The organism is Pseudoxanthomonas winnipegensis (assembly GCF_030322905.1).
GTDB classification, from domain to species: Bacteria; Pseudomonadota; Gammaproteobacteria; order Xanthomonadales; family Xanthomonadaceae; genus Pseudoxanthomonas_A; species Pseudoxanthomonas_A winnipegensis.
Genome location: NZ_CP095475.1, coordinates 3,555,303 through 3,571,526 on the forward strand (window position 1 = coordinate 3,555,303; position 16,224 = coordinate 3,571,526).

The 16,224-nt window shown below is 72.4% G+C and carries 14 protein-coding genes; 7 read left to right on the forward strand and 7 right to left on the reverse strand.

The window, feature by feature from the left end:
* Positions 1-238 precede the first annotated feature (238 nt).
* The 4 genes from MWN52_RS15605 to MWN52_RS15620 are packed head-to-tail and all read left to right on the forward strand — an operon-like array spanning position 239 to position 4,722.
* Positions 239-1,000, forward strand: coding sequence for a DUF3348 family protein (locus tag MWN52_RS15605; protein WP_286575400.1), 762 nt, complete (start codon positions 239-241; stop codon positions 998-1,000).
* A complete protein-coding gene (locus MWN52_RS15610; RefSeq protein ID WP_286575401.1) occupies positions 982-3,339 on the forward strand; it encodes a DUF802 domain-containing protein in 2,358 nt (785 codons plus the stop codon). The genes MWN52_RS15605 and MWN52_RS15610 overlap by 19 nt, the downstream gene beginning before the upstream one ends.
* Complete coding sequence (locus tag MWN52_RS15615; protein WP_286575402.1) at positions 3,336-3,956, forward strand: OmpA family protein; 621 nt, start codon at positions 3,336-3,338, stop codon at positions 3,954-3,956. Before MWN52_RS15610 ends, MWN52_RS15615 begins: the two co-directional genes overlap by 4 nt.
* 1 nt (position 3,957) lies before the next feature.
* Positions 3,958-4,722 carry a DUF2894 domain-containing protein gene (locus MWN52_RS15620; protein ID WP_286575403.1) on the forward strand — a complete coding sequence of 255 codons (765 nt, stop codon included), beginning with the start codon at positions 3,958-3,960 and terminating at the stop codon, positions 4,720-4,722.
* Positions 4,723-5,182: 460 nt separating this feature from the next.
* Here the strand turns inward: MWN52_RS15620 and MWN52_RS15625 are convergent, their stop codons facing one another.
* Positions 5,183-5,962, reverse strand: coding sequence for an SDR family oxidoreductase (locus MWN52_RS15625; RefSeq protein WP_286575404.1), 780 nt, complete (start codon positions 5,960-5,962; stop codon positions 5,183-5,185).
* 11 nt (positions 5,963-5,973) lie between these two features.
* Entirely contained in the window at positions 5,974-6,384 is a 411-nt protein-coding gene (locus tag MWN52_RS15630) for a GNAT family N-acetyltransferase (protein WP_286575406.1), read from the reverse strand.
* Between the two features lie 60 nt (positions 6,385-6,444).
* On the opposite strand from MWN52_RS15630, the gene MWN52_RS15635 reads away from it, so the two are divergent.
* On the forward strand, positions 6,445-6,672 hold the full coding sequence (locus tag MWN52_RS15635; protein WP_130516788.1) for a hypothetical protein: 228 nt from the start codon (positions 6,445-6,447) through the stop codon (positions 6,670-6,672).
* Positions 6,673-6,676: 4 nt separating this feature from the next.
* Here MWN52_RS15635 and MWN52_RS15640 read toward each other — a convergent pair whose 3' ends face one another.
* The 3 genes from MWN52_RS15640 to MWN52_RS15650 form a co-directional block, all read right to left on the reverse strand.
* Entirely contained in the window at positions 6,677-7,006 is a 330-nt protein-coding gene (locus tag MWN52_RS15640) for a DUF7709 family protein (protein ID WP_130516786.1), read from the reverse strand.
* A gap of 11 nt (positions 7,007-7,017) precedes the next feature.
* On the reverse strand, positions 7,018-8,928 hold the full coding sequence (sppA, locus tag MWN52_RS15645) for a signal peptide peptidase SppA (RefSeq protein ID WP_286575407.1): 1,911 nt from the start codon (positions 8,926-8,928) through the stop codon (positions 7,018-7,020).
* A 109-nt stretch (positions 8,929-9,037) separates the two neighbouring features.
* Positions 9,038-10,390, reverse strand: coding sequence for an MATE family efflux transporter (locus MWN52_RS15650; protein WP_130524424.1), 1,353 nt, complete (start codon positions 10,388-10,390; stop codon positions 9,038-9,040).
* A gap of 106 nt (positions 10,391-10,496) precedes the next feature.
* On the opposite strand from MWN52_RS15650, the gene MWN52_RS15655 reads away from it, so the two are divergent.
* A complete protein-coding gene (locus tag MWN52_RS15655) occupies positions 10,497-11,693 on the forward strand; it encodes a DUF3667 domain-containing protein (RefSeq protein WP_286575409.1) in 1,197 nt (398 codons plus the stop codon).
* A 39-nt stretch (positions 11,694-11,732) separates the two neighbouring features.
* Here the strand turns inward: MWN52_RS15655 and MWN52_RS15660 are convergent, their stop codons facing one another.
* Entirely contained in the window at positions 11,733-12,350 is a 618-nt protein-coding gene (locus MWN52_RS15660) for a DUF3106 domain-containing protein (RefSeq protein ID WP_286575410.1), read from the reverse strand.
* Complete coding sequence (locus tag MWN52_RS15665; RefSeq protein WP_286575411.1) at positions 12,337-13,371, reverse strand: hypothetical protein; 1,035 nt, start codon at positions 13,369-13,371, stop codon at positions 12,337-12,339. The genes MWN52_RS15660 and MWN52_RS15665 overlap by 14 nt, the downstream gene beginning before the upstream one ends.
* A 468-nt stretch (positions 13,372-13,839) precedes the next feature.
* Between MWN52_RS15665 and MWN52_RS15670 the strand changes: the two genes are divergently transcribed.
* Positions 13,840-16,017 carry a primosomal protein N' gene (locus MWN52_RS15670; protein WP_286575413.1) on the forward strand — a complete coding sequence of 726 codons (2,178 nt, stop codon included), beginning with the start codon at positions 13,840-13,842 and terminating at the stop codon, positions 16,015-16,017.
* Positions 16,018-16,224: the final 207 nt, after the last annotated feature.

The window sequence follows — 16,224 nt, forward strand, 5'->3', positions numbered from 1 at the left end:
CATTGCGATGGAGTGCAGGCTGGCGCGGGCTGGCTCGAATCAGCGCCTGCCCATCTCCAGTGCGGCCAAGACCCCCGGCTGTGCGAGTCCAGCAGGGTGCGCACAGGCCGCGGCGGCCATGAGGCCTTGCCGGCGCGCCTCCCCGGTGCGCCGGCACCTCCCAGGCGGGCCCGTCCGGGTCCGCCGGGCCGGCCGTGTAAAATCGTCGTCTTTTTCAGTGCGCCCACCGCGCCCCTCCATGGCCAAACCCCGACAACACGGGCCTGTCCCCGGCCCGGCCTTTGTGCGCCTGCTCGCGCGGCTGGGCCAGGTCGCCGTGCCGGCCCCGCCGCCGGCGCTGCCCGAGCGGCTGGCGCAGTGGGTGGACTGGAACCGCGCGGTCGCCCTGTCGCGGGCGCTGGACGGCGCGCCGCCGCCGGCCGCCGACGGCCCGCGCTTCGACGCCGCCGAAGCCGACGCCTGCCACGCCCAGCGCGCCGCCCTGGCCGCGGCGATCCGCGAGGACCGCGAGCTGGCCGCGGCCATCCAGCGGCGCCTGGACAAGGCCGCCGGCGAAGGCACAAGCCTGGACCTGGCCGTGGACTTCGCCGTGTTCCGCCAACGCTACCTGGCCCACCAGCGCGCCATGCTGGCCACCACCGGCCTGCTGCGCGGCCGCCTGCGCGACATGCTCGGCCACGGCCCGGCGGCGCTGGCGCGGCTGGCCGAGGTCGACGCGGTGATGGAATCGACCCTGAGCCCGCGCGAGCAGACCGCGCTGGCCGCGGTCCCGGCGCTGCTGGAACAGCACTTCCTGCGCCTGCGTCCGGCCGAGGCCGACGCCGTCCCGGCCAGCGCCCCCCCAACCGACGCCGCGCAGATGCCTGCCTGGCTGCAGACCTTCGCCCAGGACATGCAGCGCGCGCTGCTGGCCGAGCTGGACCTGCGCTTCCAACCGATCGATGCGCTGCTCGCGGCGCTCGCGCCTTCGTTGATGCCTTCATGCCAAGAACCGTCCTGAACCTGATCGTCTTCCTCCTGGGCCTGCTCGCTGTGGCCTGGGTCGGCGCCGGCTACCTCGGCAACAACGCGCTGGGCGTGGCCGTGTCGCTGGTGATCGCCGCCTGTTACATCGCCGGCGCGATCGAGCTCTACCGCTACCGCCAGGCCACGCGCACGCTGGAGCTGACCCTGGCCGAGGACCCCACCGCGGCCTCGGGTGTGGCGGCCTGGCTGGAACGGCTCGCCCCCAGCCTGCGCCAGCCGGTGCGCCTGCGCATCGAAGGCGCGCGCGTGGCCCTGCCGGCGCCGACGCTGACGCCGTACCTGACCGGCCTGCTGGTGCTGCTGGGCATGCTCGGCACGCTGCTGGGCATGATGGCCACGCTGCGCGGCACCGGCCTGGCGCTGGAGAGCGCGATCGACCTGCAGGCCATGCGCGGCTCGCTGGCCGCGCCGGTGAAGGGCCTGGGCTTCGCCTTCGGCACCTCGATCGCCGGCGTGGCCACCTCGGCGATGCTGGGCCTGCTCTCGGCGCTATGCCGGCGCGAGCGCCTGGAGGCCGTGCAGCGGCTGGATGCGGCCATCGCCACCACGCTGCATCCGCACTCGCGCGCGCATCGGCAGGAGGAGGCCTTCCGCCTGCAGCAGGCGCAGACCGCGCTGATGCCGCAGCTGATCGAGCAGCTCGGCGCGCTGATGCAGACCATCCAGACCCACAGCAGCGCCACCCACGCGCAGCTGGTCGAACGCCACGAGGTCCTGCATGCCCGGACCGAGGCGGCGCACGTGCAGCTGAGCGAGGTGCTGGCCCGCGCGCTGGCCGCCAGCGTCGCCGACAGCGCGCAGGCGGTGAACGCCGCGCTGCAGCCGGTGGTCGAACGCACCCTCACCGGCCTGGCGCGCGACGCGCAGACGCTGCAGGCCAGCGTGCGCGAGGCGGTGCAGCAGCAGCTCGACGCGCTGGACAAGGGCTTCGCCGGCGCCACCAGCGCGGCCCGCGACAGCTGGACCGCCGCGCTTGATGCGCAGCGCCAGGCGCACGCCGCGCAGGTCGAGGCCCTGCAGCAGGCGTTGGACGGCGCCGGCCAGGCGCTGTCCACGCACGCCACGCGCACGGTGGAGGCCATCGGCGCGCGCCTGGACGGCACCGCGCAGCAGCTCGACACGCAGTGGACCCAGGCCCTGGCCCAGCAGCGCGAGCTGCACGCAGCCCAGGCCGCGCAGCACGCGCAGGCGCTGGAGCAGGCCGGGGCCGCGTTCCAGACCCACGCCGCCGCGCTGCTGGACCACGCCCGCCAGGCGCAGGCGCAGCTGCACGACACGCTGACCGCCCAGGCCGAACGCGGCGGCGTGCAGCTGGAGGCGGCCAGCGCCGCGTTCGCCCGGCATAGCGCGCAGGCGGCCAGCACCTTCGACACGCACGCCGGCGCCGTGGCGCGCAGCGCGGAGGACACCCAGCAGCAGCTGCGCGAGGCCCTGGCCCAGCAGGCCGAGCAGCACGCGCAGCAGCTGCGCGAGGCGGCCGCGGCGTTCGACCAGCACACCGCCACCGTGGCGCAGACGCTGACCCGCTCGCACAGCGCGCTGCAGGACGCGCTAGCCGCCCAGGACGGGCAGCGCCTGGCCGCCTGGTCCGAGGCGCTCGCCTCGACCCATCAGGCCCTGCGCGAGGAATGGCGACAGGCCGGCGCCGAGACCGCGCAGCGCCAGCAGGCCATCTGCGACACGCTGGCGCAGACCGCCGAGGCGATCACCGGCCAGGCGCAGACGCATGCGCAGGAGACCATCGCCCAGATCACGCGCCTGGTCGATGCCGCCGCCGAGGCGCCGCGCGCGGCGGCCGAGGTCATCGCCGAACTGCGCCAGAAGCTCTCCGATTCCATGGTGCGCGACACCGAGCTGCTGGCCGAACGCAACCAGCTGATGTCCACGCTGGACACGCTGCTGGACGCGGTCAACCACGCCTCCACCGAGCAGCGCGGCGCGATCGACGCCCTGGTCTCCACCTCGGCGCAGCTGCTGGAACGCGTCGGCACGCGCTTCACCGACCACGTCGAGGCGCAGACCGGCAAGCTGGAGCAGGCCGCCGCGCAGGTCGGCGCCAGCGCCACCGAAGTGGCCAGCCTGGGCGATGCCTTCGGCGCGGCGGTGGCCCAGTTCGGCCAGGCCAACGCGGAACTGACCGAGCGCCTGCATGGCATCGAACAGGCGCTGGACAAGTCGCTGGCGCGCAGCGATGAGCAGCTGGCCTATTACGTGGCCCAAGCGCGCGAAGTGATCGACCTGAGCCTGCTCTCGCAGCGCCAGATCATCGAGGACCTGCGCCAGCTGGGCGACGCCAAGAGCGCGGCGGCATGAGTGGGGAGATCGAGCTGGACGAAGGCGCCGGCACGCCGGTGTGGGCGGCGTTCGGCGATCTGATGTCGGTGCTGCTGGGCGCCTTCGTGCTGATCCTGGTCGGCGTGATCGCCGTGCAGCTGCAGCTGTCGAGCAAGCTGGACGAGGAGGCGCACCGGCGCCAGGCGCTGGAGCAGGCGCTGGCCGGTCCCCTGGCGGCCGGCCGGGTGACCCTCGTCGATGGCCGCATCGGCATCCGCGGCAACGTGCTGTTCGCGCTCAACTCCGACCAGCTGCAGCCGGAGGGGCGCGAGGTACTGCACAGCCTGGCCGCACCGCTGCGTCAGTACCTGCACGCGCGCGACGAGGTGCTGATGGTCAGCGGCTTCACCGACGACCGCCCGATCCACGACGACAACCTGCACTACGCCGACAACTGGGAACTCTCCGCGCAGCGCGCGCTGACGGTGACGCGCACGCTGATCGCCGAAGGCGTGCCGGCGTCCTCCATCTTCGCCGCCGCGTTCGGCTCCGAACAGCCGGTCGCCTCCAACGACGACGCCGAGGGCCGCGCGCGCAACCGCCGCGTGGAGATCGCGCCGATGCCGCGCCCGTCCAAGACCGCCGCGACACCCTGACGTGCAGGCGGCGCTGGGCCAACTGGAACGCTGGCGCGCGCAGGGCGCCGACCGCATCGACCCGGTGCGCTTCGCCCTGCTCGACGCCCTGGCCGCGCGCACCCAGGCGCAGACCGGCGCGACCCGCGCATTGCTGGAAGCGCGCCTGGCTGCGCTGCTGGCCGAGTACCGCACGCGCGTCGAGCAGGCCCGGGCGCGCAAGCGCAGAACGTCCCGCCAGGCCGTGAGCGTTGCCAGCCCGCTGGCCGAACTGCTCGATGCCTTGCATGCCGGCGCGCAGCAGCGATTCGACGCGCGCGACGAGGCGCATGCCGCTCCTGCTCCGGTTGCGCCTTCCGGCCCGACGTCCGCGCAGGATCACCACCGTCGCCAGCCAGGCCAGTCCCAGGGGCACGCCCACACCGCGCGTGAGGCCACAGGGGCAATGCGGCCTGCCGCGGCGTCCTATCCGCAGCTGCCGGCGCTGGACGAGTTCCAGCGCCTGTGGGAAGAGGTGCGCACCGCGCGCCAGCTGCGCCAGTCGCTGGAGCCGGCGCCGGAAGATTCGGGACCGCTCAACTCGCACCTGCTGGTGCACCGCGCCCTGACGCTGATGCACGACACCGCGCCTGGCTATCTGCAGCACTTCCTCGGCTACGTCGACGCGCTGTCGTGGATGGCCCAGCTGCAGGGCGGCACCGACCCCGAGGCCGACGCCCCCCGCCTCCCCAGCGGCGCCAAGCCCTCCAAACCCTCGCGCAGCCGCGCCCGCAAAAAGCCCGCCTAGCGCCTTTGCCCCCTCCCTTTCGCGCAGCGAAGGGGAGGGCTGGGGAGGGGTGCTTTTGCTGTTGCTACTTGCTGCAGGCAACAACAAAAGCAAAAGCCAACCCCTCCCCAGCCCTCCCCTGCTTCGCAAGGGAGGGGGCGGATTCGCGCGAACGGAATGGTTTGCCTGCCGGCTCAACTCCAGGCTTTTGTCTCGACTGACTTTTGCGCTGATCGGCCACTGCCTGCGCCAGCTTCTGCCTGAGTGCGTCTTGGCTTTTGCTTCTGCCCCCTCCCTTTCGCGAAGCGAAGGGGAGGGCTGGGGTGGGGTGCGTTTGCTGTTGCTTCTCGCTGCAGGCAACCGCAAACGCAACAACAAAAGCCAGCCCCTCCCCCTCAGTCGCTAGCTCGCGACTTCGAACTCCCCTGCTTCCCAAGGGAGGGGGCAGATCGCTGCGAGCGGAGGGATTCGCGAGCGCTGGTCAGAAGCCGCTGCAGCCGAAGCCGCCGTCCACGTCCAGGCAGACGCCGGTGATGTAGGCCGCCGTCGGCAGGCACAGGAAGGCGATCGCGCCGGCCACCTCCTCCGCTTCGCCCAGGCGCTGCAGCGGCGTGCGCGCCAGCACGCGCTCGTGCTGCGCCGACGAGGCCAGGCGCGCGGCGGTGCGGGGTGTGCGGATGGCCCAGGGCGCGACCGCGTTGACGCGGATGCCGTCCTGCGCCCATTCCACCGCCAAGCTGCGCGTCATCTGGTGCAGTGCGGCCTTGGCCATGCCTTCGACCGTGGCGCCGCGCACCGCGCGCAGGCCGCTGGCCGCGCCGACGTTGACGATGCTGCTGGCCGGGTGCCGCGCCAGCAGCGGCTGCGCATAGCGGCACAGCTCGAAGGCGGAGAACAGCCCGGTCTCGAACACCGCCCGCCAGGTCGCTTCGTCCAGATCCAGCAGGCTGCCGTTGGCCCCGGCGCCGACGGCATTGACCAGGATGTGCAGACCCTCGCCCTGGTCCTCGACCCAGTCCAGTAGCGCACGCCGCTCCTCGTCGTCGGCCACGTCGGCGGCGAAGCCCTCGATCATCCGCTCCGGATGAGCATCGGTGAGCTCGTCGCGCGCGGCCTCCAGCGCATCGGCGTCGCGTGCGACCAGCAGCACGTCGGCGCCGAGCGAGAGCAGTTCGGCCGCGGCGGCCAGGCCGATGCCGGCGCTGGCGCCGGTCACCAGGGCGAGCTGTCCGTCCAGGCGCCAGCGGTGGGGATGGGACATCGCGTTCTCCTTCAGCGCACCAGGGCCATGCCGATCGACGCCGGCGCGGTCGGTGCGAACCCGAACTGCGCATACAGCCGATGCGCCTGGCCGTCGGCGATCAGACTGACATAGGCACTGGCCGGCACCTGCAGGCGCAAGTAGTCGGCGATCGCGGACATGATGCGCTTACCCAGGCCCTGCCCCTGATGCGCCGGCAGCACGGCGATGTCGACGACCTGGTAGAAGCAGCCGCCGTCGCCGATCACGCGCCCCATGCCCACCGGCTCGCCCTCGTACAGCACCTGCACGGCAAAGCAGGACTGGGGTAGCCCCTTGGCCGCGGCTTCTTCGGTCTTCGCGCTCAGCCCCGCGCCGACGCGCAGCCCGCGGTAGACCGCGACGGTTGGGACGGCTTCGATCAGCGTGTAGCGAGGAGGCATGGCGCGCTCGGCGATGGCGTCGGCGTAGGATAGCCACGCATCCCTCGCGAGGCAGCCGCCATGTCCGCATCCCCTTGCCTTCGCTTGCTGTGCGCCGCCTGCCTGGGCGCGCTCGCGGCCTGCAGCCCGCCGGCCGCGCCGCAGCCGGACAAACCGCCCACGCCGCAGAGCACCGCCGCGGTCCAGGCCCTGCACCGGCCACTGGACAAGGCCAAGGCCGTCGAAGGCCAGCTGCAGCAGGCCAAGGACGCGCAGGACAAGCAGATCGAGGCCGCCGAAGGCCAGTGACGCGTCAGCCCTGTTCGGCGCGCTGCAGTGCCTGCAGCGCCCACTCGCCCAGCAGACGGCGGCCGGGGTTGTCGCCGGCTATCCATTCCTCGGGCGTGAACAGGTCGAACAACCCCACCTTGATCAGCGTGGGCACCGCCAGCTCCAGTTCGCGCTCGACCTCGCCGCGCTCGCCGGCGTTGTAGCGCACCACGTTCTGCAGCATCGCGCCCACCGTGCCGGTCTGGACCCGGCTGCCGTCCTTGAGGCGGACGCTGGGAAGGGATTCCCCCTCCGCCACGATCCGGTGATTGGCCTGGGCAAGGTCGCGGCTGTCGAAATCGGTCGTCTTCATGGCACCTCCTTTCACAACCCGCAGAAGCAGTACGCCAGCTCGCTGACCGGCTTGCCGCCAGGCTTGCGCTCCAGCGCGTCCTGCACGAACTTCAGCTGCTCGGCGGTGTGCGGGGCGGCCTTGAGCAGCAGGCTCTGGGCGAGATCCGAACGGCCCACCAGCGCCTGGCCCATCGGGCTGCCGGCCGCGTTGGCCAGGAACTGCTCGAACGGCGACAGTTCCTTCTCCACGTACTGCACCCGGTACTTGTCGGCCGCGCCCAGCTTGGCGCGCGCGGCGGCATCGGCGATGGCGTCCTTCAGCCCGCCCATCTGATCGACCAGGCCGCGTTCCATGGCCTGCTGGCCGGTCCACACGCGGCCACGGGCGATCTGGTCGATCTGCTCGACGCTCTTGTGGCGCGCGGCGGCTACCCGGCCGGTGAAGTCGGCGTAGCCCTTGTTGATGACCGACTGGATCATCTGGCTCACCTGCGGATCCATCGGCTTGGTCGGGTCGAACGCGCCGGCGAAAGGCGTGGTGCCCACGCCATCGGTATGCACGCCGATCTTGCCCAGCGCACGGGTGAAGTTGGGCACCAGGCCGAAGATGCCGATCGAGCCGCTGATGGTCGAAGGATCGGCATAGATGCGGTCGGCGTTCATGCTGATCCAGTAGCCGCCCGAGGCGGCCAGGTCGCCCATCGACACCACCACCGGCTTGCCGGCGGCCTGCAGCGCGACCACCTCGCGGCGGATCTGCTCGGAGGCGAACACCTCGCCGCCGGGCGAGTCCACGCGCAGCACCACGGCCTTGACCTTGTCGTCCTCGCGCGCGGTGCGCAGCAGGGCCGAGGTGCTCTCCCCGCCGATGCGGCCGGCCGGCTGGTCGCCGGAGCTGATCTCGCCGGAGGCCACCACCACGGCCACCTGCGGGCGCTCGTCCAGCGCGGCCGGCTTGGCGGGCAGCTGCGCCAGGTACTGCTCCAGCGTGACGTGGCGGAAGCCCAGGCCGGACTTGTCGGCGTCGTCCTCGTCGGCCACGCCGCGTTCGATCAGCAGTTGCTGCACGTCCTGCCAGGTCTTCAGCCCGTCGACCAGCTTCTGCTGCAGGGCGACCTTGGCCAGGTCGCCGCCGGTGGCGGTCACCTCGGCCGGCAGGTTGGTCACCCCGGCGCTCACCGCCTCGGGCGAGAGCTTGCGCGCCTTGCCGACGTCGGCCAGGTAGCGGCCCCACACATCGTTCATCCAGAACAGGTCGGCTTCCTTGGCGTCGGGCGAGGCCGCGTCCAGGATGTAGGGCTCGGCGGCGGACTTGTACTCGCCCACGCGGAACAGGTGCACGTCCACGCCCAGCTTGTCCTGCAGGCCTTCGCGGAAGTACTGGCGGTAGCGGCCCAAGCCGGTGATCTCCACGCTGCCCATCGGGTCCAGATAGACCTCGTTGGCCTGCGCGGCCAGCAGGTACTGGCCCTGGCTCATGTTCTCGCTGAAGGCCAGGATCTGCTTGCCCGAGGCGCGCAGGTCGGCCAGCGCGGCGGCGACCTCGCGCAGCGAGGCATAGCCGCTGGCCCTCAGCTTGTCGAAATCGACGAAGACCCGCTCGATCCTGCGGTCGGTCTTGGCCACTTCCAGCGCGCGCAGCAGGTCGCGCAGCTGCACCTCGCCGCCAGCCTGGCCGAAGGCCTTGGACAGCGCGCGGCTGGCCGGGTCGGAGGAGTACTGCTCCACCAGCGCCGCGTCCGGGGCGATCACCAGGGTGGTGCGGTCCTGCAGCGGCTTGGGGCCACCGCCCTTGGCCAGGGCCACGATCACCAGCACCCCGATCAGGAACAGCAGGCCGAAGAAGACCAGGTTGAAGATCAGCCGTCGGGTGAAATTCATCACGTCCCACAGGCCGATGAAGAATCGGCTGATCGGATCGCGGCGGACGGGTTGGTTCATGGGCGCTGGGGGCTCGTTCGACAAACGGTGCATCAGCTTAGTCGCAGCCGCGCCGCCGCGGCATGCCCCACACGTCACGGCACGGCTGTTCAGCCGGCCGGCCCCGCCCTCAGGCCAGGCGCGCGGTGCTCCTGCGCAGGCGCAGGGCCATCATCACCGCCGCGGCGGTCAGGCCGATGGTCAGGCCGACCCACATCCCGCGCGGACCGTAGCCCAGCCCCAGGCCCAGCGTGGCGCCCGCCGGCATGCCGACGCCCCAGTAGGCCAGCGCGGCCAGCAGCATCGGCACGCGCGTGTCCTTGAGCCCGCGCAGCGCGCCGGCCGACATCACCTGGATGCCGTCGGGGAACTGGAAGATCGCCGCCAGCACCAGCAGGCTGCCGGCCAGCGCGGCCACGGCCAGATCGTCGGTATAGATGCCCACGATCTGGTTGTGGAACAGCGCCAGCACCAGCGCCGAACAGGTCTGCGTGCCCAGCACGATAGCGTAGCCGGCACGCACCGCGCGGCGCACGCCGTGCGCATCGCGCCGCCCCAGCGCATGGCCCACGCGCACCGTGGTCGCCTCGGCCAGCGCCATCGGCACCATGAAGCAGATCGCCGAGAGATTGATCGCGATCTGGTGCGCCGCCGCCGGCACCGCGCCCAGGCGTGCGATCAGCAGCGCGGTGCTGATGAACAGCCCGCCCTCCATCAGCACCGTCACCCCGATCGGCAGGCCGGTGCGCAGCAGCGGGGCGATCTGCGCCCAGCGCGGCGGTTCGAAACGCGCGAACAGCCCCAGCGGGGCGAAGCGCCTGGAGCGCGCCAGATAGGCGAGGAACAGCAGCGCCTGCGCCCACATCATCACCGCCGAGGCGATGCCCAGCCCGCCGGCGCCCAGTTCCGGCAGGCCCCAGGCGCCGAAGGCCAGCCCGTAGCCCAGCGGCGCCAGCAGGAACAGGCCGCCGAAGCCCAGCACCATCGTCGGCAGCGTCCAGTGCATGCCCTCGCTCAGGTTGCGCATGCACAGGTAGGCGGCCATCGCCGGCATGCCCCAGCGGATGCCGTGCAGGAAGTCGCGCGCGCCCGGGACGATCTCCGGCGCGATGCCCATCGGCGCCAGCGCATGCGGGATCAGGCTCAGGAAAGCGAACATCGCCAGCCCCAGCCCCGCCGCCAGCCACAGCGCCTGGCGGAACAGCGGGCCGATGCGGTCGTGCTCGCCGGCGCCGTCGTGGTGCGACACCGATGCGGCCAGCGCCACCAGCGTGCCGATCGGCACCATCAGCGGCAGCCACATCAGCGCGGTGCCGGTGGTGACGGCGGCCAGGGTGGCGGTGCCGTGGTGGCCGGCGATGACGTTGTCGACAAAGCCGACCAGGCCGGCCGAGACATGGCCGATGACCAGCGGCAGCGCCAGGCGGCCGGTGCTGCGCATCTCGTGCGCAAGGCCCGGCGCGGGCAAGGAAGGGGCGGACATGGAAACACGCACAGCGGCTGCGATCGCGCGCGGGATGGGCGCTGGCATCGGGCCGGGAAGGGCCGCTATCTTACCGGCCGACCTTGGGGAAAGGGGCGCAACTTCGATGACCAGACAGCCCGGCGGACACACGTCCGCCGCATGCGACAACTGCGCCACCCCGCTTGCCGGCCATTACTGCCATGCCTGCGGCCAGCCGGCGCACAACCCGCTGCGCAGCTTCGGCCATGCGGTGGAGGAGGTGTTCGAGTCGCTCTGGCACCTGGACGGGCGCATCGTGCGCACGCTGCGCGAGCTTATCGTCCCGGGGCGTTTGCCGGTGCGCTTCCTGCGCGGCCACCGCGCGCCGTATGTGCCGCCGCTGCGGCTGTTCGTGGTGCTAAGCGTGCTGACCTTCTTCGTGGCCCAGTATGCGGTGCATGTGGACGGCGGCAAGGAGATCGGCTCGATGCTGCGCGGCGTGCAGGACGGCGCCTGGGACCGGCCCGAACTGATCGCCGATCCGGGCCATTTCGGCGCGCAGACCACGGTCGCGGCGGTGGAGGCCAGCCGCGACGAGAAGCTCGCCGCCCTGCGCGAGGCCAGGACCCAGGTCGCCGCCGACTCCATCGCCGCCCGGGCCATGACCATGGGCGAACGCAAGCTGCGCGCCGATGCGCAGGCGCGCCTGCATCAGCTCGACCCGAGTCAGCCGGCCACGCTCGCGCCCGAGGCAGGCGCAGCGGAGCACGCGCAAAGTACCCCCGAGCCCGAAGCACCCAAGCCGGCCAGGCGCACCACGAACGAACAGATCCACATCGACGCCCTGCCCGGCTTCGCCAACCGCTGGCTCAATGCCAAGGTCGAGCGCGCCCGGCTCAATCTGCAGCGCTACAGCGACGATCCGGGCGAGTTCGTGCACGTCTTCCTGGCCGCGATCCCCAGTGCGCTGTTCGTGCTGGTGCCGGCCTTCGCGCTGCTGCTGAAGCTGTGCTACCTGGGCAGCGGACGCGGCTATCTGGAGCATCTGGTGGTGGGCCTCTACAGCCACGCCTTCCTGGTGCTCGCGCTGCTGGCGATGTTCGTGCTGATGCTGATCGGCGACGCCCTGCCTGCCAGCGCCGGCTGGCTGGCGCAGACCCTGGGCGTGCTGCGCGTGCTGCTGGCGCTGTGGCTGCCCGTCTATCTCTGGCTGACCCAGCGCCGCGTCTACGGCGAAGCGTGGTGGCTGACCACGCTCAAGTACGGGGTGATCGGCGTGCTGTACTTCATCCTGGTGGGCATGTTCTCGCTGGTGCCGATGTTCTCCAGCATCACCCACTGAGGCCTGCCGTCCATCCCGGAGGCGGCACGGCGCGCCGCTTTAGTGGCGCAGCCGCTCCTGCAGCCACTGCCCGCGACCGGCGGGATCGGCGGCGATGAGCGCCTGGCGCAGTGCATCGCGGTCCTGCGGCGGCGTGCGCTGGGCCAGCACGGCCAGGTCGGCACGCTGCGGCGCGGTCAGCTGGCGCAGCACCGCGCGCATCGGCGCGATCTCCGCCTGCGGCATGTAGGCCAGCAGCGGCTGCAGGCGGGGGAAGTCGGCGCCGAGGTCGGGGCCGAGGCGCCAACCAGCCTGTTCGCTCTGGTCCAGTTGCCCGAACCGGGTCAGCAGCGCCTGCTGCTGCGCCGGCGGCAGCGTGGCCAGGGTCGCGGCGGCCTGCTGCAGCCGGCTGCGGGTGGCCGGGTCCAGGGCCAGCCAGTCGGCGTACTCGGCGCGGCGCCTGGCGCGCTCCAGCGGCGGCAGACGGTCCCAGGCGACCATGCGGTCGGCGAAGGCGTGCCGCGCCGGCGTGCTCAGCGCCGCCAGGCGCGCGGCGCGCGCGGCCTGGATCGCCGGCGTGAGCGCCTGCTCGTCGCTCGCCTGGGCCAGCAGCACCGAGGTCGCCAGGCCCAGCACGGCCGCCACGGCCAGGGCCACGAGGGGCTTACTGCGCCGCATCGCGAGCCTCCGCAGGGGCGTTCATGGCCTCGGCGGCCTCGCGCTGGCGGTCCTGCGGCGCGGCTGCGTACCAGGCCAGGAACCCGGCCCGCTGCGCCAGCGCCAGCCCTTGCGGGTCCATCAGCGCGTCGAAATCCGGATGGGTCAGCACCGCCTCGGCCTGGCTGAAGCGCTTGTCGGCCTCGTCGTCGCGCGACAGCGGCTCGACCTGCACCTGGGCCTCGTCGCGCAGCGGCTGGGCGCCGTCCCCGCCGCCCTGGGCGCCGACGGTCGCCGGTGCGGCCAGCCGGCCCTGGTGCAGGTACCACCAGCCGCCGGCGATGGCGGCCAATACCAGCAGGACGGCGGCGGCGATCAGCACCTGGCGCCACGGGAAGGGACGCCTTGCGGCTGCCGAACGGGGGCGGCGCGGTGCGGGCGACGGGGATGGCTTCCGGACCGGCTCGGGCGCCACGCTGGCCGGCGCCGGCGCCGGCGCCGGCTCGGGCACGTCCGGCGCCAAGGCCTCGCGCAGCCGGCTCAGATGGGCCAGGCGCTCGGGCGAGAGCGCGCGCAGATGCTGCTGGATCGCCTCGGCCAGCGCGCGCCAGGCGGCCGCGTCGGGCTGGCCGGCCTCGTCGCGCGGGCAGGCGCGGGTCAGCGCTCCGCGATAGCCGACCTGGTTGACCCCCATGACGGCGGCCGCGTCGTCCTCGTCCAGGCCGGCGGCCAGGCGCAGCAGCAGGGCCAGTCGGTCGCTGTCGGAGAGGTCGGCCAGCCAGTCCATCTCCTGCGGCCAGCGCGCCTCGGGGTGGGCCTGGCGCAGCGGCGGGGCCGAGGCCAGCAGCGACCAGAAGCCGCGCGGCCATTCGGCCATCGGCTGCTCGCTGGCGTACTGGCCGAAGGCGCGCAGGGCCGCGGCCATGGCGATCTCGCCGGTCTCGCGGCGGCCGCACTGCAGCTCGGCCAGGACGATGCCGCGGCGTTCGACGCCGCGCAGGAAGGCTGAGAGCGCGGCGGGGACATCGGCGGGCGTATTCAAGTCAGGATCGGTCGGCGGCGGCGTGTGACATACGCATGATAGGCGGCGATGGTCCGGTTGGGTTCGTCAACAAAACCCTTGACATTGGCCAAACATTCAAATTTCCCGGGATTCTTCGGGGCTTGACGAATCGATGGTTGTGCACAGCATCCAAAGCGGCGTCATCCGGGCCCTTCGGCCGCCTCCACAACGGCCCACTTTTCGCCTGTTCCACGCTCAAGTGATTGATTTTAATTGACTAATTGGCCTTGGCGTTTTTTTCACCAATATGACGCCCGCCCAGAAAAGACGGCTGATTTGGCGTGGAGCAGCGGCGTGATGCACAGCCTTATCCACAGGCGGTGTGGATAAGGCGGTTTTCCCATGTGTGTCGGCCAGTTGCGTGGGTTTCGTCACCTGGCAGACAGGTTCCTGCCGCAACTGCACAACCGGAGGTGCGATGTGACCGGTGCCCTACACTTGCCCGCGATGTCCGCCCTGTTGCTCCGCGTCGCCTTGCCCGTTCCCCTGCGGCAGGCCTTCGACTACCTGCCGCCCCCCGGCCACGCCGTCGGCCAGGACGATGTCGGCCGGCGGGTGCGCGTGCCGTTCGGCAATCGCGAACTGGTCGGCGTGGTGGTCGAGGTGGTCGCCGCCGGCGCCGCCCCGGGCGAACTGCGCACCGCGCTGGCCGTGCTGGATCCGGCTCCGCTGCTGGTCGGCGAGTTGGCGCGCTCGCTGCAGTGGCTGGCCGGTTACACCCACGCCCCGCTGGGCGAGGTGCTGGCCACCGCCCTGCCCGGCCCTTTGCGCCACGGCGAGCCGCTGCCGGTGCGCGAGGCCTGGGGCTGGCGCCTGACCGAGGCCGGCATGACCGCGCTGGACCGCCTGCGCGCCGGCAGCCAGCCGCGTCTGCTGGCCGAGCGCCTGCGCGGCGAAGGCCTGGCCGAATGGCAGCTCGACGACCTCCACCCCGGCTGGCGCACCGCCGCGCGCAGTCTGCTGCAGCGCGGCCTGGCCGAGCGGGTCGCCCAGCCGCCGCGCAGCCGCGCGCGCGATCCCCAGCCCGGCCCGGTGCTCAATGACGAACAGCAGGCGGCGGTAGCCGCCATCCCCGCGCAGGGCTTCGCCCCGATCCTGCTGGAGGGCGTGACCGGCTCGGGCAAGACCGAGGTCTATCTGCACGCCATCGCCGCCTGTCTGGCGCGCGGCCGGCAGGCGCTGGTGCTGGTGCCGGAGATCGGCCTGACCCCGCAGACGCTGGCGCGCTTCCGGGCGCGGCTGGGCGTGGAGGTGTACGCGCTGCATTCGGGCCTGGCCGACGGCGAACGCGCGCTGACCTGGGCCGCCTGCCTGCGCGGCGAGGCCCGGGTCGTGGTGGGCACGCGCTCGGCGGTGTTCGTGCCGCTGCCCGAGGCCGGGCTGATCGTCATCGACGAGGAGCACGACGGCAGCTACAAGCAGCTGGACGGCATCCGCTACCACGCCCGCGACTTCGCCCTGGTGCGCGGCAAGGCGCTGGACGTGCCGGTGGTGCTGGGCAGCGCCACGCCCTCGCTGGAGACCCTGCACAACGCCCAGGCCGGCCGCTATGCGCATCTGCGTCTGTCCACGCGCGCCGGCGCGGCCAAGGCGCCCAGCGTGCGCGTGGTCGACGTACGCAAGCGTCCCCTGGCCGCGGGCCTGTCGCCCGACACGCTGGCGGCCATCGCCGCGCAGCTGCAGGCCGGCGGCCAGGTGCTGGTGTTCAAGAACCGCCGCGGCTACGCGCCGGTGCTGCTGTGCCACGACTGCGGCTGGAGCGCGCACTGCCATCGCTGCGACGCGCCGATGACGGTGCACGCCGCCGGCCGGCGCCTGCAGTGCCACCACTGCGGCCATCGCCAGAGCGCGCCGCTGGCCTGCCCGGACTGCGGCGGGCTGGCGCTGCAGCCGCAGGGCGTGGGCACCGAGCGGCTGGAGGAACTGCTGGCCGATACCTTTTCCCAGGTGCCGGTGCTGCGCATCGACCGCTCCACCACCCAGCGCAAGGATGCGCTGGAACAGGCCTTCGCCACGCTCGGCGACCGGCCCGGCATCCTGGTCGGCACGCAGATCCTGGCCAAGGGCCACGACCTGCCGCTGCTGACGCTGGTGGTGGTGGTCGGCGTGGACGAGGGCCTGTTCTCGGCCGATTTCCGCGCCGGCGAGAAGCTCGCCCAGCTGCTGATCCAGGTCGCCGGCCGTGCCGGGCGCGCCGCGCGCCCCGGCCAGGTGTGGCTGCAGACCCACCATCCCGGTCATCCGCTGCTGGAGACGCTGCTGTCCGGCGGCTATCGCGCCTTCGCCCAGGCCGAGCTGGCCCAGCGCGAGGAGGCCGGCTTCCCGCCGTTCGCGCACCTGGCGATGTTCCGCGCCGAGGCCAAGCAGATCGAGCACGTCCAGGCCTTCCTGCGCGCGGTGCGCGCGGCGCTGGCGCAGGCCGATGCCGGCCTGGAGCTGCACGGCCCGATGCCGGCGCCGATGCCGCGCCGCGCCGGCTTCCAGCGCATGCAGCTGCTGCTCTCCTCGGCCCAACGCCCGCGCCTGCACGCGGCGCTGCAGGCCGCGCTGGCGCAGGTCGAGGCGCTGCCCGAGGCCCGGCGCGTGCGCTGGTCGCTGGATGTGGATCCGACGGATCTGTATTGAGTGGGGCGACGGCGTTGGTTGCCCGGGCGGGAGGTTGGGGTTTCCGGCGTTCGGGGCGAAAAGTCTCTGGGTTCCCGCTTTCGCGGGAATGACGGTGAGGGAGGTTGCTTGGGGAGTTTGGATATCGCGCTGCGTCTGGCGGTGCGATCCGGCGCCGTATTAGCAAGAAGTTGAATTGACTTCAGCGCCAGGCCGACCCGGCTGTGA